This window comes from Reinekea thalattae, assembly GCF_008041945.1.
Taxonomy (GTDB): Bacteria; Pseudomonadota; Gammaproteobacteria; order Pseudomonadales; family Natronospirillaceae; genus Reinekea; species Reinekea thalattae.
The window spans coordinates 1,599,643-1,615,189 of record NZ_VKAD01000001.1 but is presented as its reverse complement, the minus strand read 5'-3'; the positions used below and the strand labels follow the sequence as shown (position 1 = coordinate 1,615,189).

Annotated in this window: 13 protein-coding genes; 2 read left to right on the top strand and 11 right to left on the bottom strand. The window is 46.4% G+C overall.

Going from position 1 to position 15,547, the window contains the following annotated elements; all coding sequences use genetic code 11:
• Nucleotides 1–34: 34 nt before the first annotated feature.
• Nucleotides 35–2,872, bottom strand: a complete 2,838-nt coding sequence (locus FME95_RS07350) for a class I adenylate cyclase (protein ID WP_147713740.1) — start codon at nt 2,870–2,872, stop codon at nt 35–37.
• 270 nt (nt 2,873–3,142) lie between these two features.
• Between FME95_RS07350 and deoD the strand changes: the two genes are divergently transcribed.
• Together deoD and cdd are read left to right on the top strand one after the other, a co-directional pair.
• The gene (gene deoD / locus FME95_RS07345) at nt 3,143–3,853 is read left to right on the top strand and encodes a purine-nucleoside phosphorylase (RefSeq protein ID WP_147713739.1); all 711 of its coding nucleotides are present in this window, start codon (nt 3,143–3,145) and stop codon (nt 3,851–3,853) included.
• 27 nt (nt 3,854–3,880) lie between these two features.
• Nucleotides 3,881–4,282 carry a cytidine deaminase gene (cdd, locus tag FME95_RS07340; RefSeq protein WP_147713738.1) on the top strand — a complete coding sequence of 134 codons (402 nt, stop codon included), beginning with the start codon at nt 3,881–3,883 and terminating at the stop codon, nt 4,280–4,282.
• Nucleotides 4,283–4,441: 159 nt separating this feature from the next.
• Here the strand turns inward: cdd and FME95_RS07335 are convergent, their stop codons facing one another.
• The 10 genes from FME95_RS07335 to argS form a co-directional block, all read right to left on the bottom strand.
• A complete protein-coding gene (locus FME95_RS07335; RefSeq protein WP_187265468.1) occupies nt 4,442–5,149 on the bottom strand; it encodes a ferredoxin reductase domain-containing protein in 708 nt (235 codons plus the stop codon).
• Between the two features lie 102 nt (nt 5,150–5,251).
• Nucleotides 5,252–5,620: a hypothetical protein gene (locus FME95_RS13675; protein ID WP_222709919.1), complete on the bottom strand. Its 369-nt coding sequence runs from the start codon at nt 5,618–5,620 to the stop codon at nt 5,252–5,254.
• A 142-nt stretch (nt 5,621–5,762) separates the two neighbouring features.
• Nucleotides 5,763–7,226 (bottom strand): 4-hydroxy-3-polyprenylbenzoate decarboxylase, encoded by a 1,464-nt coding sequence (gene ubiD / locus FME95_RS07325; RefSeq protein WP_147713736.1) that lies wholly within the window; start codon nt 7,224–7,226, stop codon nt 5,763–5,765.
• A 54-nt stretch (nt 7,227–7,280) separates the two neighbouring features.
• Nucleotides 7,281–7,661: a gamma-butyrobetaine hydroxylase family protein gene (locus tag FME95_RS07320; protein ID WP_147713735.1), complete on the bottom strand. Its 381-nt coding sequence runs from the start codon at nt 7,659–7,661 to the stop codon at nt 7,281–7,283.
• 97 nt (nt 7,662–7,758) lie between these two features.
• Nucleotides 7,759–9,087: an ATP-dependent protease ATPase subunit HslU gene (gene hslU, locus FME95_RS07315; RefSeq protein ID WP_147713734.1), complete on the bottom strand. Its 1,329-nt coding sequence runs from the start codon at nt 9,085–9,087 to the stop codon at nt 7,759–7,761.
• A gap of 11 nt (nt 9,088–9,098) precedes the next feature.
• Nucleotides 9,099–9,617, bottom strand: coding sequence for an ATP-dependent protease subunit HslV (hslV, locus tag FME95_RS07310; protein ID WP_147713733.1), 519 nt, complete (start codon nt 9,615–9,617; stop codon nt 9,099–9,101).
• A gap of 125 nt (nt 9,618–9,742) precedes the next feature.
• A complete protein-coding gene (locus FME95_RS07305; RefSeq protein WP_147713732.1) occupies nt 9,743–11,296 on the bottom strand; it encodes a hypothetical protein in 1,554 nt (517 codons plus the stop codon).
• A gap of 39 nt (nt 11,297–11,335) precedes the next feature.
• Nucleotides 11,336–12,889: a hypothetical protein gene (locus tag FME95_RS07300; RefSeq protein ID WP_147713731.1), complete on the bottom strand. Its 1,554-nt coding sequence runs from the start codon at nt 12,887–12,889 to the stop codon at nt 11,336–11,338.
• Between the two features lie 193 nt (nt 12,890–13,082).
• On the bottom strand, nt 13,083–13,727 hold the full coding sequence (locus tag FME95_RS07295) for an SPOR domain-containing protein (protein ID WP_147713730.1): 645 nt from the start codon (nt 13,725–13,727) through the stop codon (nt 13,083–13,085).
• Between the two features lie 31 nt (nt 13,728–13,758).
• Nucleotides 13,759–15,444 carry an arginine--tRNA ligase gene (argS, locus tag FME95_RS07290; RefSeq protein ID WP_147713729.1) on the bottom strand — a complete coding sequence of 562 codons (1,686 nt, stop codon included), beginning with the start codon at nt 15,442–15,444 and terminating at the stop codon, nt 13,759–13,761.
• Nucleotides 15,445–15,547 lie beyond the last annotated feature (103 nt).

Below are 15,547 nucleotides of genomic sequence, written 5' to 3'. Positions count from 1 at the left end.
GCTGTCTTTTTTGAATCTTTAAACAATAAAAAAGTTAGAAAAAGTAGTCTTTTATCTTCTGTTCGAGCTTTAATTTTTGCTCGATATAATGCTTAGTTTGATCATGACCGAAAGGCAGTTCGGCAATAAAAGATGGCGTCATCACTAAATCAGAAATATAGATTGAATCCGTTAAACCGGACGGCATGAAGCCTAAAATATAAGAGCCTAAAGAGCTAAAAAGATCTTGCCCGAGTTGACGCGAACTGAAGGTCTTTTGGTTGCAAATAATTTCATATTCTAAGTCGTTATTGCGGCTTTTATCGATAGCGACTCTGAGTTCGACAATGGGTTCTTTCGATTGCATTTCTTGGTTATCTAACTGTCTAATACTGGCCTGTTCGTTTTCGTAGCGAGCACGGAAGCATTGAATTACTCGTGGCGCTTTGCCATCGCCTAACTCTCTCATCAGCTGGCGTTTCTGTACGTTCTGTACAAATTTAATAATGGCATTGGCGTCGTTATAGGGCTGTTTAAATTGAATTAATGAGCCATGTTCGTCAATTAGATGGATCAGTGAATAATTTTTAAACGCTTCAATGGCGAGGCTGATGGTATTTTCTGCGTGGGCGTTATAGAGGTGTTTTACAATTTGAATGCCGCCGTCATTGAGTTGGTTGAACATCACAGGGCTGTATTGCTCTTGCTGTAACCCAAGCACGCGCAATAATTTTTCTAAACTCGGCAAGGCAATAGAGCTGATGCTGTTGTTGACTGGCTGAAAAATACGGTATTGGCCACTGACATTAAACACAAAGCGGGCATTTTCTGGTGCGTTTTTTGTGTAGAGCGCATTGAGAGCATCGTTGAATAGCTGCTTTACTCGCGAGGCAATAATTTTCGGGCGCGTATAGTTATGGCAGACGGTTTCTATTCTTGGCAGATGTTGCGTGGTCTGCTCTTTTAACTGGCTGGTTATCGATTTTAGTGCTTTGGCGAGCGCTTCTTGGCCGGTGTAATGCTCGACCACCACTTCCCCCCAGCTGTTAACTAACACCAGATCAATGCAGATCACTAGGTTTTCTCGTTTCGAACTAAAATCGAGACTATCGCTGCGCGCCGATATTTTATTCAACCCCTTATTCGAGAGGTATTGCAACGGGTCGCGGCCAAAATTAATAAAGGCAGAAATGTCGGTAATGTAAGCGTCGTTGTCAAAGTCTTGTTGGTCTTTCGATAGCGGCCTTGGGTAGGGAATCAATTGTCGGATAGAAGCCAGTGTAGCTCTGAGTTCAAAATCGCTGAGCTCTTCTTGCAGTGGGTAAATAGGGAGTTGTAAGTGTGCTGCCAATAAACCATTTAAATGCGACCAGAGTAATGCTTCAAGTAAGCTATCGGTTTGCTTGAGCGGTGCCGGCTTATTGGTGATCGGTTGGTTATAAACTTCCCAATAGTAGTGTCCAGGCTGGTGCCGGCTTTGGTGTTCATGCAGTTGAATATTTTCGTGGCTTAGGTCGGCTTCAGAACCAATTTGAAGATAATCTACCTTGCCGGTGCGACGATCAAATGCGGTGTGTAGCTTACGGTTTAAAACGGCCAAGTCTTCTTGGCTCATAATATGGTCGGCGTTGTGCTTTGCTGTAAAGGCTTTGAGCGAACGGTAACCTCGGGTTAATTCGATCACCAGCTGTTTTCGTTCTGTTAAAACATCGACAACGCCCCAAGCGCGTTTGTCGTCTAGGTAAGCGAGCTTACCAGTGCTCCATTGCCATGTATCGACCAGCTGTTTGAAGCGGATGCGACGCCAAGTTTGAGTTTTGGTTTCTTGCGATAATTTAATGGCGACTTTGAAGTAAAGGCAGCGGCGCACCAACTCAAGACGATCTAATTCATTGCGGGCTAACAGATACCGCTCGATACGCTGATAAAGCATGATGTAGGGGTCGATTTCTTCAATATCGATCTGTTCGCTGTAAATCGCCTCTTTAAGGGTATGAGCAACGCTTTCGATAGTTGGGAACTCGGCTGCGTAAATCTCTAGTAGCATCAGCTTTAAAATCGATTTGTAGGGCGACTCAATGGCTTTGTACACCTGCCACATCGCGCCACCGACGAATTCACCAGCCGGTAAAGAGGCTAGGCTACCAAAGTCGTTATATTCGCCCGGCTCAATAATGCCTTGCTGAAAAAACTCGTTAATGGTGTCTTGATAATTGGCTTCATGTTGTTTGGGTACTAACCACCAGGCTGGAATGTTGCCTGCCAGCAGTTGCGCGGTGCGATAAAACTCATCGAGCAGTAACACGTTTTGGGTGGTGCCGCAGTTTTCGCCGGTAATGGACGGCTTTACATCACCATGAAAGCGCTTTGCGTCCATTAAAAAGAAGTTTACTTCTAGGTTGAAGTCGGCTGCCCAATGGGTAATGCGCAGTGATTTCTCGGTCAACGCCGCGGTTTCTTCATCGCTGAGGTCGTCGTTGTGGCACAGCCAAATATCTAGGTCGGATGTGGTTGAATGGCCAATGCTGCCACTAGAGCCCATCAAATAAAGCGCGGTTAGTTGAGGTCGGTGGCTGTAATTTAACCTTGGTGTTCGGTTACGAATTTGAGATTGCAGCTGCCGTAATGCCGTTTCACTCGGGTGGTAATTAGCAATCTTGAACGGCGTTTTTCTTGGTGAGTAACCCGGTAGACCTTCGTGATGCAAATGAAACAGCAACGGAATGAGGTTAAAGCATTGGCGTTGTTTAGGTTGGAAACCGTCGCATAGCCGGTCTAGTCGAGCCTTATTGATGGCTAAAAAACGCTTAGTAACCTGTTCGATATGAAGCGTTGATGGCCCTGTGGTTTCTAGATAACCCTGTTCAGATGTCGGCTCTAAAATGCTGCTCATATAAACCTTGATGAGTGGTGCGTGGGTTTTGAAAGCTTTCGCTTTCAGCTTGCCGCTAATTTTTAGTTAGAGCAAGTTGTTTAGTCGGCCTTTTCAAAAGAAATTGAAGTCAAAACTCAACGGTACTTTAGTTTATAGATTCTAAAAACAAAAATAGATAGCCCCAGTAACTTTATTTTAAGCAATGATACATTGGTATTTTGCTCGGAGTTTTATATAGTCTCGCGACGATTTAAAAAGCTATACATTTATTTAGAGAGGTAAGGGTTGATGGCAACTCCACATATTAAGGCCGAAATGGGCGCGTTTGCAGACACCGTATTAATGCCGGGCGATCCGCTACGTGCAAAGTACATTGCTGAGACGTTTTTAACCAATGTCGTGCAGGTAAACGATGTTCGAAACATGCTTGGTTATACCGGTGAGTACAAGGGCCAAAAGATCTCTGTTATGGGATCAGGTATGGGGATTCCTTCAATCTCTATCTATGCCAAAGAATTAATTACTGAATTTGGTGTTAAAAACATCATTCGTGTTGGTACCTGTGGCGCTATTCATGAAGATATTAATTTACGTGACGTTATCATTGCTATCGGTGCAAGCACCGATTCTGCTGTTAACCGTGCCCGTTTAGCCGGTTTCGACTACTCGGCGACCGCCAGCTACAGCCTGTTAGAACCGACTGTTAACGCCGCACGCGCCGCAAACTTGCCGGTACGCATTGGTAATGTGTTCTCTGCGGATCTGTTCTACACGCCGGTTGATGGCGTCTTTGAAACGCTTGCCAAAATGGGCGTACTTGCCGTTGAAATGGAAGCCGCAGGCCTTTACGGCGTTGCTGCTGAATATGGCGCAAACGCGCTAACCGTTTTAACCGTCAGCGATCATATTATGAAAGGCGAAGCGACCAGCTCTGATGAGCGTCAAACCACCTTTAATGACATGATTACCATTACCTTAGACGCTGCAGTCAGTCTGTAAGGTCTTGTTTTAAGGAAGGCAGATGCTATGTGTGATCACTATCCAGCCTTATTGACCGTTGCAAAACAGGGCGCTGAAAATGCCTATGCGCCCTACAGCAACTTCCCTGTTGGCGCCGCTATTCTGATGAAGGATGGCCAGATAATTCCTGGCTGTAATGTTGAGAACGCCAGTTATGGCTTAGGCTTGTGTGCTGAGCGTAATGCTCTTACCAGTGCCGCAGCGCAAGGTTATAAACCTGGTGATATAAAGGAGTTAGTGCTTTATATCCCGCATAAACAGATGTTTTCACCCTGTGGTGCTTGCCGTCAGTTTATGAGTGAGTTTATGGCAGCAGAGACACCAGTAACGGCGACCAATATCGACGGCGAGAAAAAGCATTGGACGGTGGCAGAGTTGCTACCGGATGGCTTTTTAATGCCGGAGTAAGTTTGAGCCGTTATAAGTTCGGAATAATGCAGGTTTTAATAGCGACCCAGCTTTAAGCCAGAGTCATGCGATTAATGACTGCTATCAAAAAAGGCTCGCCCCAATGGGGTGAGCCTTTTGTGTTTCTGCGTACTGAGTATTTGTTGAAATGTTGCGCTGCTAGTTTTCTCGAGGCGAGAAATCGAAAACATCGCTGATCATTTGCTCAGCGTTAAAGCCCTTTTCAACCAAGCTGTCGAGCACAGCATAAACCATTTCGGGTGAGCCACAAGTGACTGCTTGACAGCTGGCTATGTGCTCTTGGTGGTCGGAAAGGATGCTGTTGATTAGCATTTGGTGTTTGTCTTCCCAATGGCTCTGTTCTGAGATCAGGGCGGCGGTATGGATATGATCAAACTGTTTTGCCCATTGTTCTGCTTTTTCAAGCATGTATAGCTGGCTCAAGCTGTGACTGGTCCAGTAAATATACAGCGGTCGCTGGCTATTTTTGGCCAGCTGATCTTCGGCAATAGCCTTGATCTGCGCAAAGCCAGTTCCCGATGCGATAAGCAGCAATGGCGCGTCAGTGGCGGTTAGGCTATCCAGTGTGCAGCGTCCAGCTGCTGGGTTGAGTTGCACCGAAGGTTGTCGCTGTAAGTGCTCAATGAGGCTGTTCGACTTGTCTGAGCCGGCCTGTATGTGCAGCTCAACGTAGGCTTGGCTCGGGTCGCTGGCAATGGTGAAAAACAAATAGCTAAAGCCATCGATGACCAACTCGGTATATTGGCCAGCAATAAAGGGGTATTCGGTTAATGGCTTCAGGCGTACACGCCAAACGTCGCCAGTAAGTTCAAGAATATCGTGTAGGGTTGCGGTTGTGGTGGTCAATTCCACCTCCTCTGAACGGCACATAAAATCTGTCCGTACAGTATACACATTACAGCCAGCCAAGCGCCGCTCTCGATAGATTGTATGAGGCGGCTTAGTGTTTTAGCTGAGAATTTCGTAAGCCGCTGGCTCGCTGCCTTTAAAGGTTACTTGAACTTTAGAGTCGCCAGTAATGTTAGCTAACGCAGGCCACTTAATGGCTAAGATATCGACCACATAAGGGCTGGTCGCAGGTAGCTGAGTGGTTCGAGTTTGCTTAGGCGTGCGAATGTACAGGTAGTGCAGATGGTACAGATCAATCAGCACGATAAAGCTATTCAGAAGGGCCACTGGCCAAGCATTGATAAAGATACCGTAGCTGGCAAAAACCAGAGCGCCACAAAGGTTGATCCAACGTAAGCGAATAATGTTGGACATCATTAACGACGTTGCGATCAGCGCAGAGCCAAAATAACCATAAATTTCTAACACAAACATACCTTTTTATTTTAGTTGACCTAATGGTCAGAATTATATGGCTTTGCTAGGTTATAGCCAGCAGCGAACGCTAAGTTTCGCGTAAATCTCGCTGCCAATTGATCTAGATCTAGTTGCCAGTCGCATCGTTGCTCAGCTAGAGCTGCAGTTGCGCTAACAGCTGCTTCATACGTTCGTGTGCCGCATCGTTTCGCTCAATGGGTCGGCCCCATTCACGGTCGGTTTCACCCGGCCACTTGTTGGTGGCGTCTAAGCCCATTTTTGAGCCTAAGCCAGAAATTGGACTGGCAAAGTCGAGATAGTCGATCGGAGTATTATCGATCAGGGTGGTATCTCTTATCGGGTCCATGCGAGTGGTAATCGCCCACATCACATCTTGCCAATCGCGAGGGTTCACATCTTCGTCGACCACAATGACGAACTTGGTGTACATAAACTGTCGCAAATAAGACCAAGTACCAAGCATGAGCCGCTTTGCGTGTCCTGCGTATTGCTTTTTCATGCTGATCACAGCAATCCGATATGAGCAGCCTTCCGGTGGTAAGTAGAAGTCGACAATTTCGGGAAATTGTTTTTGCAATATCGGCACAAAGACTTCGTTCAATGCCACACCCAATACCGCAGGCTCATCCGGTGGTCGGCCAGTATAGGTACTGTGATAAATGGGGTTATTGCGGTAAGTCATGCACTCCACGGTGAAAACAGGGAATTCATCGACCTCGTTGTAGTAACCAGTGTGGTCACCATAAGGTCCTTCTGGCGCAGTCTCGCCGGGGTATAAATAGCCCTCAAGGATAATCTCGGCGCTGGCCGGTACCTGTAAGTCGTGCGTTTTGCATTTCACTAGCTCGGTGCGGCTGTCTCTTAATAAACCAGCAAAGGCATACTCGGAAAGTGTATCAGGTACCGGTGTCACCGCGCCTAGAATGGTCGCAGGGTCAGCTCCAAGAGCCACGGCAATAGGAAACGGCTTGCCTGGGTGCTCTTTTTGCCAGGCTGCAAAATCGAGAGCGCCGCCACGGTGTGAAAGCCAGCGCATAATCAGTTTGTTTTTGCCTAACAGCTGTTGGCGATAAATACCTAAGTTAGTGCGACCGCCATTGGGGCCTTGAGTAATGACTAATGGCCAAGTGACCAGCGGTGCGGCGTCGCCTTCCCAGCAGGTCCAAATGGGTAAGGAAGTCAGATCAACTTCATCTCCGGTTTTAATGTTTTCTTGGCAAGGTGCGTTGCGTAATGTTTTAGGTGCCATGCTCAGCACTTTTTTTAGGATCGGTGCTTTTTCCCACAGATCTTTCATGCCTTTGGGAGGTTCGGGCTCTTTTAGGTAAGCCAGTAACTTACCGATTTCTCGCAGCTCTTCAGTCGATTGCGCGCCCATGCCCATGGCAACACGCTCAGGCGTGCCAAACAGATTGCCCAGTACAGGCGTGTCATAACCAATGGGGCTTTCAAACAGAATCGCAGGGCCCTTTTTGCGCAATACTTGATCGCAGAATTCAGTCATTTCTAAGTTAGGGTCAACCGGCTCAGTAACGCGTACTAATTCTCCGGTGGCTTCGAGTTGCGCGAGAAAGTCTCTAAGGTCTTTGTATTTCATGATCCGTTCTTATCGGGGCAAAAAGCCAGTATATGAAGGTTGCCAAGTCAGCGTCTATAGCTGCGTAATGTTAATGAAATTAGGCTCACGTGATTGACCTGCTTGTTCAAGTTTAGCGAGGTAATCTTGCCAGTAGAGTGACTGTTTTTCACCGATGCGGTAAAGGTAGTTCCAGTCGTAAATGCCGCTGTCGTGACCGTCATCGAAGTGGATGCGCAATGCATAGCGGCCAGCCATTTCTAGATGTTTAATGGTGACAAATTTCTTGCCGACTTGCAGTGTCTCATTGCCTTCGCCATGGCCGCGTACTTCAGCGGAGGGAGAATAAACCCGCAGAAATTCTGCACTGTATTGAAACGACTCACCGTTTGGCCAATCAAGGCTAAGGCGTTGCTCGGCTCGATTAAAGTCGATTTTAGTCGGTGTTTTATTCATCACTATTTCCCGATTTTTTGGAACTGCTCAATCAGCCACGCTATCAACTGCATTAAAGTTGTTCATGACTGATCGAGCAAACCAACAGAGCCGACTGTTATAAAATAAAGCGGCTCAGATCTTCGTTCTCGACCAATTCACCGAGTGTGTTGTTGACGTAGTCAGCATCAATAGTTTGTTGCTCACCACCCCGCTCACTGGCGACAAAGGAAATTTCTTCAAACAGTCGCTCCAAAATCGTATGCAAGCGACGAGCACCAATGTTTTCGGTGTTTTCGTTTACCTGGAAGGCGATCTTAGCCAGAGCATCAATGGCATCGTCGGTAAACTCAACATCGAGTTCTTCAGCTTTCATCAGTGCTTTGTATTGCGCAGTAAGACTGTGACTTGGCTCGGTTAAAATGCGCTTAAAGTCATCCGGTGTTAATGCATTTAAATTGACTCGAATCGGTAAGCGACCTTGCAATTCTGGAATCAAATCGCTCGGCTTAGAAAAGTGGAACGCACCGCTGCCAATAAACAGGATGTGATCCGTTTTAACCATGCCGTATTTGGTTTTAACGGTGCTACCTTCAATGAGCGGCAGCAAATCACGCTGTACGCCATCGCGGCTGACATCACCGCCGCCTCGCGATTCGTTTTTAGCGATCTTGTCAATTTCATCGATAAACACAATGCCATTTTGTTCAACCGCATCCATCGCGCGTTGTTTAAGGTCGTCTTCGTTGACCATGCGTGCGGCTTCTTCATCGGCTAAGAGTTTTAGTGCTTCTTTAATTTTGACTTTGCGTTTTTGGGTTTTGCCACTGCCCATGTTAGAAAACATATTCTGCAGTTGGCTGGTCATTTCTTCCATGCCCGGCGGCGCCATGATTTCGACACCAGCGGCCGCTTCGGCGACATCGATTTCAACTTCTTTATCGTCTAAATCGCCTTGACGTAATTTCTTACGAAATACTTGCCGAGTGCTGCTGTCGGCAGGCTGGTTAGTTTCTTCGCCAGAAGAGCGTGCCGGTGGTAATAAAATATCCAGTATTCGATCTTCAGCGGCATCTTCTGCACGCGGGCGAACAATATTCATTTCTTGTTCGCGGAATAATTTAATTCCGGTTTCTGCCAAGTCGCGAATAATCGATTCAACATCACGGCCAACGTAACCGACTTCGGTAAATTTAGTCGCCTCTACTTTAATGAAAGGTGCGTTAGCAAGCTTTGCCAAACGGCGTGCAATTTCGGTTTTACCGACACCCGTTGGGCCAATCATTAGAATATTTTTAGGTGTAATCTCTTCACGCATACGCTCGTCAAGTTGCATACGACGCCAGCGATTACGCAGCGCAATGGCCACGGCGCGTTTGGCGTCGTCTTGGCCGATAATGTGTTTGTCGAGTTCGTGAACAATTTCTCTCGGTGTCATTGTGGACATAAGGTTTCCTATTACAGCGTTTCAACGACGGTGTTATGGTTGGTATAAACACAGATATCGGCGGCTAATTCGAGCGATTTTTCCGCGATGCTCTTGGCATCTAATTCGGTGTTTTCATACAGAGCGCGACCGGCAGCAAAGGCATAATTGCCGCCAGAGCCAATGGCGATAACGCCGTGTTCTGGCTCAACCACATCGCCAGTGCCAGAAATCAATAATGAGGCTTCGTGGTCGGCGACAATTAGCATGGCTTCAAGTTTGCGTAAGGCGCGATCACTGCGCCATTCCTTTGCTAGCTCAACCGCTGAGCGAGTCAAATGACCACTGTGCTGTTGAAGGTGGGCTTCAAATTTTTCGAACAGAGTGAAGGCGTCGGCGGTACCGCCAGCAAAGCCTGCAATCACTTTATTTTGATAAAGACGGCGAACCTTACGAGCATTGCCCTTCATTACCGTATTGCCTAAAGAAACCTGACCGTCGCCGGCAACAACGACTTGGTCATCACGGCGAACCGCAACAATAGTAGTCATAAAATTTGGCCTATCGTTTGATGGTGAATATCGAATGTATCCACCTATTTGGGGGCGCTTGGCTGGTATTAAAGGCTAGCTGATTGTATTTATACCGAAGGGTTACATTCGCTACTGAGTCACGCCTATTGCAGGTGTTCCATTAAGTCTTCAACGACCAGCATTTCATTTTCCGCTAATGCTTGCTGTGCTTGTTCGGTGATGTCTTCGACCGATGATTTGCTGTCAACGTTGGTTTGCGAATCAACGACACTGCCATAGCGGATATATCGCTCAGTAGAAGATTCTGTTGCAGATTTTTCGATGCTGGCGTCGATCACAATGCCGTCTTTTTGTTCGTAATGGCTGACTCTGGTTTGTTCTTCATGCCCTGTACGGCTAATGTACTCTCCGTCTTGTCGAGATGCTTTATTAGCCAAAGGGTTATTGTTGTCGTAATCGAGTTGGTATAGATAGCTTTGCATTATCTCATAGCTGTTTGAGTTATCATCAATTAGAGTATTCTGGCTGATTTCCATACCGACATACTCAGTGGGCCTGTTGTTCTCACCAGGCCCTTTACTGCTGTAATCGATGGTAAAGTCAGGCAAGCCAGATAATAAGCCTCCAGCTACCGGCGCGAAATTATTAGATTCTGGTAGATTACTAAATATAGATTGAACTGCTTTTTTAAGCGCACTCGCATGGCTGCGGTAATCGCCAGCCTTATCATTACCTTCTTCTATGGTTTTTAATAAGCCTAACAATGCCTCATTTTGGTCTGTTGCATTAGTGGGTAAACCGAATGGGTCTAATTCAATATCTAGGTCTAAATATTTAGAATCGTAACTGATGTTTCGAGCTTCTTCGGTATTGGTTATTTCTAGGCTGTATGCTTCTGAAAGTCCAGCTTTAGAAGAAACAGATACGCTGGCAATGGTGTCATTTTCAAAAATATCTAGTTTGCTAAAATCGACTATTCCGCCACTCATAATGTTGTTTATTTGTCCGTCAAGTTGCTTAGCGAATGCAGCAATGGCTTCTTTTTCTTCATCGCTTAAGTCGCCGTCTAATGACATGCTAATGTGAATGTTTTTAGATGAAAATGAACCCTGCTGTTCGGCTAATGAACCTGAGGTATAATCAAGAGCAAGGTTAAATGTTAAAGTGTCGCCGTCTTTTGTAGTTAGAGTGAGCTCGGTTTCATAACCGCTTTCACGGTTGGTGTTTTCTATCGTGCGCTCAATATTAGAGCTGGGTTCAAAGCCTTCAGCAGTATTACTAAATAAAGTCTTGCTCGATGTTTGCTCTAAGCTAGATAGACCAGAGTCTAAGAAACTTCCTATGTTGCTTAAAATACCGCCAAGCTGGCTTTTGTAATCAAAATAAACATAGTTATCTAGATTGCTTTCAAGAGCGGATGTAATAAAACTATCTTCGTTTGTCGAGCTATGGTCGTAGGTAAAATAAACTTCACTTGTCTGGTACTTCTCCATACCCGAAAGCTCGTAACCAAGGATATTAACGCTGTCGCTATTGGCCACATTACTGCCTATTGTTATTTCAATGTCAGCGGTGTTTGGTGAGGTTTGCGTCGTTGTATCTGTAATGTTATTCGAAGAGGTAGGCAGCGGCTCACGGATCAACTTGGTTGTTGATACGGCCGAGCTTGAAAGGCTGTTGATAGAGGGTATTGTCATTCCTTGTGTCCTCATAACTTTGATTAGGAAATAAACTATTTAAATTGTTATATGTTCCATTAAATCTTCAACGACCAGCATTTCATTTTCCGCTAATGCTTGCTGTGCTTGTTCGGTGATGTCTATTACGGAAGCTGAATGTTCGGTTGTGGTTTTGCTGTCTTCCAGTTCACCAAATCGGATGGTGTTTTCGGTAATGCTTTCGCTCGCTTCTTTGCTGACGCTGGCATTAATAACAATGCCATCTTTCACTTCAAAGTGGCTGGTACGTCGCTGCTGTTCATGGCCGATGACTTCAATGCGTAAGTCTTCGGTTGGGAATTTCAAATGAGGCAATGGTTTGTCGTAGCTGTAGTTCAGTTCGTAACTGTAATTTTGAAAAACTTCGAAGCCGCTGTCGGAAGTGGTCATCGAGGTGTTTTGCTTGATTGCTAAGCCGACCTTTTCCTCGGCAAATCCTGAACCGGAGTAGGCTTTGCTGCTGTAATCAATGGAGAAATCTGGCAAGCCGGAAGTTATCGCGCCACTGTAATTTGAAACTGAATTAGGAGCAGCCTTGATCGCTTGGTTGCTGTTAGATGACGTCGCTAAGTCGCCAAAAATAGTGCTGATGGCGCTGGTTAATGTTCGGCTGTGATCATCGTCATCGCGTGCTTTTCGAGTCCCTTCTTTGACATTTTGCAGCAGTTCAAGCAACGACTCTTGCTGCATGTTGTTGTTCAGCGGATTACTCAGATTGTCCAATGTAATATCGACATCGACCAGCTTTGAATCAAACGAAATGGAACGCTCATCGTCGGTGTTGGTCATTTTTAGGCTAAAGGTTTCGCTGTAGCCAGAGTCAGCAGTAAAGGATATGTCGCTAATAATATCGTCAGAGAAAATATTCAGCTTATCGAAGTTAACGCTGTCGCCGCTCATGATGTCGCCAATCTGCTGGTCGAGCGAACTGGCGAACTCTTCGATGGCTTGCTTTTCTTCGTCGCTGAGGTTTCCTTCTAACGCCATGCTTAAGCTAATGTGCTTCGAGGTAAAACGACCTTGGTTATCACTCAGCGAACCAGAAGAATAATCTAACGTGAGATTAAAGGTCAGGGTATCGCCTTCTTTGGTGGTTAACCTAAATTCAGTGGAGTAGCCGCCGTGCTTGCTACGCGATTCGGTGATGCGATCTGTGTGACTATTGGCATCAAAATTGGCTGCTGTTTGGGTGAAGATGGTTTTGCTGCCGGTTTGCTCAAGTTCGGTTAAACCGCTGTCTAAAAAGCTGCCGATATTGCTATGAAAACCACCTAAAAGATCATCGAAGCTCGTTTTATAATTGACGTTTAATTTATCTTCAAAACTGGTTAGCAGAACGGGTTGTTCAGCCGAGGTTGCAAAGTCAAAGCTCACCACTGGCGGTGTGGGTTCGTACACTTGCGCCGCAATGGCTTGTACTTTAAGAATTTCTGCTTGGCCAAGCACCACCTCTTCACTGGGTTTGCTAGAGAGTAATTCGCTGTTACTTAGCGTATTCGAAAGCTCGAAATTTGTGACGTCGCTTGATGTGTTGGTGATGGCGATGGGTTTTAAGCTGGTCGATATGTCCATTCACAGATCCCTCAATAAGCAGAAGTATGACCTATTGAGGTTATCGGCAAAATGACCAGCTTCTTTAGGTTTATTTTAGGTAAGCCCAGCGACGAGTAAGTCGAACTGGGCATTGCAGGTTGGAATGGCGGTGCTTTGAAATGAAAGTACTTTGGAATAAAAGTACTTTGAAATGACAGTATCAGGATTAGAATTAAAGCTTTTTAACGAGGTAGTCGAAATTCAGCTCCGCCAATGCGTCTTGCGCTTTGTTTAACGAGGAGCGTTGATTGAACGGGCCAACCATGACTCGGTGATAGGTGCCTTGGCCGGCGATATCGACCGACTGGATCTCGGTGTTGGGTAAGCCGTTAAGAATCAACTGGGCGCGTACTCGGTCTGCATCAGCAACCGACTTAAACGAAGCGACCTGAATTAACCAGCTGGCATCTTCGGTCACCGCCGGAGCGGCAGTACCACCGCCAGTTGCCGGAGTATCTACCGGAGCGTTGATAAGGTCGATTGGGACTTCGTCGTTTTCCAATAGCTCATAAAACTCAAATGCTCTTCGCATGGTTTCGGCTTTATCTTTTATATCGCTCAGCGTTTCGCGTTCAGAACTGATCGGTGCAGAGGCTTGCGGCGCATTGGTTGCTGGCGTTTCTTGCAATGCAGCAGTTAATTGCTGCCGCACTGCTTCTGCGCCACCACGCTCTTCTGGCACCTGATTCAGATAGATCAAAAAACCAACAAAGGCAGCTGCAGTTGATAGCGTAAAAACCATCACCCAGCGCGGCACTCGGCTGGTGCGCCGAGGTGCGGCTTTGGCTTTAGGTTTATTTGCGTAATCTCTTGCCATTATGTTTTCGTCTCTGTTGCGTTGCTCGCCGTTACATGGATTTCGGTGCGCTGACGCCTAACAGCTGTAAGCCGTTTGCAATAACCTGTGCGACCGCTTTCGAAAGCGCTAAGCGGGCATTACGAGTGGCATCATCTTCTACCAGCATTTTGTTGCTGTTGTAGTAGCTGTGGAACAACCCAGCTAAATCCTTTAAGTAAGTTGCGATCATAGCAGGTTCCAGTGCATCACCGGCGGCAATGATAACATCGGAGAAGCGGCGCAGTTGTGTCATCAGTTCACGTTCTGCATCTAAATCGAGTTTGCTTAGCGCTGCCAAGCCGTTTTCTTGATCGTAACTTAATTCGCTTTCGGCCAATTTGTTAAACATGCCGTGAATACGCGCATGAGCGTATTGAATATAGTAGACCGGATTTTCGTTACTCTTTGATGTTGCCAAATCAATATCGAAGGTGATTTGCGCATCACAACGGCGCGAGACTAAAAAGTAGCGAGTCGCATCACGGCCGACTTCGTCGATAAGGTCGCGTAATGTCACATAGCTGCCAGCACGCTTAGAAAGTTTCACCTCTTCACCATCTTTGACCACCATGATCATTTGGTAAAGTGCGTAATCTGGGTAGCCTTCTGGAATGCCAAATTTCAGAGCTTGAATGCCAGCGCGAACACGCGTGATAGTACTGTGGTGATCGGCACCGTGTACGTTGATTACACGGTCGAAACCTCGTTCAAATTTGTTTTTGTGGTACGCCACATCGGGTAAAAAGTAGGTGTAGCCGCCGTCCTTTTTACGCATCACACGGTCTTTATCGTCACCAAACTCAGTGGTTTTTAACCACATTGCGCCATCTTGCTCATAGGTGAAACCATTGTCGCTTAATTGCTTGACGGTTTTTTCGACTAGTCCATCTTGATAAAGAGACGACTCTAAAAAGTAGATGTCAAAATCGACATCGAAGGCCTTTAGGTCTAAATCCTGTTCATGGCGTAAATAGGCGACGGCAAACTCGCGGATGGCTTCTAAATCGTCTACATCTTTTGCGCCGGTAGCCGTTTTATCGTCGGCCTTTACCGTATCGCCAGCCATGTAAGCGTCGGCAACATCAATAATGTATTGGCCGCGATAGCCATCGGCAGGCCAGCTTTCGTGCTCAGGCGTTAAACCTTTGCAACGCGCCTGAACCGAGAGCGCCAAGTTGTTGATCTGAGCGCCAGCATCGTTGTAGTAAAATTCACGCGTTGGCTGCCAACCGTTGGCGCTTAATAAGCGAGATAATGAATCGCCTAGCGCGGCGTTACGACCGTGACCTACATGCAATGGCCCAGTCGGGTTGGCAGAAACAAATTCGATCTGTACCTTTTTGCCTTCTGCCTGATTGTTGTGGCCAAACTTATCTGCTTTTGCCAACACCTCAGCGACGATCTCTGCGTTAGAGGCACCCGAAAGATAAAAATTGATGAAGCCGGGGCCTGCAATCTCGACCTTATCGATTAAGTCATTATCGCCAATGGTGGCAATGATCTTTTCTGCCACCGCACGAGGGTTGCTCTTACAAGGCTTGGCTAATGTTAGGGCTAGGTTTGTGGCGAGGTCGCCGTGCGCCTTATCCCGAGTGTTTTCAACAGCAACGCGAACAGGGTGATCTTGCGGAATAAAGCCTTCAGATTGTAATTGAGATGCGGCGGATTCAAGCAATTCGATAAGTTGCTGCTTCATGAAAATTTAAACTCCAGAACAGGAAAAGGGCTAAAAAATGGTGGCTTATTATCCATATTTTAGCAGGGCTTAGCTACTGCTGGCGCGACAGTGAAGCGTAAGG

What these genes read in the sequence shown, in the direction of transcription:
- FME95_RS07295 (WP_147713730.1), bottom strand. Translation starts at nt 13,727, where the DNA reads ATGGCAAGAGATTACGCAAATAAACCTAAAGCCAAAGCCGCACCTCGG.
- hslV (WP_147713733.1), bottom strand. Translation starts at nt 9,617, where the DNA reads ATGACTACTATTGTTGCGGTTCGCCGTGATGACCAAGTCGTTGTTGCC.
- FME95_RS07300 (WP_147713731.1), bottom strand. Translation starts at nt 12,889, where the DNA reads ATGGACATATCGACCAGCTTAAAACCCATCGCCATCACCAACACATCA.
- ubiD (WP_147713736.1), bottom strand. Translation starts at nt 7,226, where the DNA reads ATGAAATACAAAGACCTTAGAGACTTTCTCGCGCAACTCGAAGCCACC.
- cdd (WP_147713738.1), top strand. Translation starts at nt 3,881, where the DNA reads ATGTGTGATCACTATCCAGCCTTATTGACCGTTGCAAAACAGGGCGCT.
- hslU (WP_147713734.1), bottom strand. Translation starts at nt 9,087, where the DNA reads ATGTCCACAATGACACCGAGAGAAATTGTTCACGAACTCGACAAACAC.
- FME95_RS07320 (WP_147713735.1), bottom strand. Translation starts at nt 7,661, where the DNA reads ATGAATAAAACACCGACTAAAATCGACTTTAATCGAGCCGAGCAACGC.
- argS (WP_147713729.1), bottom strand. Translation starts at nt 15,444, where the DNA reads ATGAAGCAGCAACTTATCGAATTGCTTGAATCCGCCGCATCTCAATTA.
- FME95_RS07350 (WP_147713740.1), bottom strand. Translation starts at nt 2,872, where the DNA reads ATGAGCAGCATTTTAGAGCCGACATCTGAACAGGGTTATCTAGAAACC.
- FME95_RS07305 (WP_147713732.1), bottom strand. Translation starts at nt 11,296, where the DNA reads ATGACAATACCCTCTATCAACAGCCTTTCAAGCTCGGCCGTATCAACA.
- deoD (WP_147713739.1), top strand. Translation starts at nt 3,143, where the DNA reads ATGGCAACTCCACATATTAAGGCCGAAATGGGCGCGTTTGCAGACACC.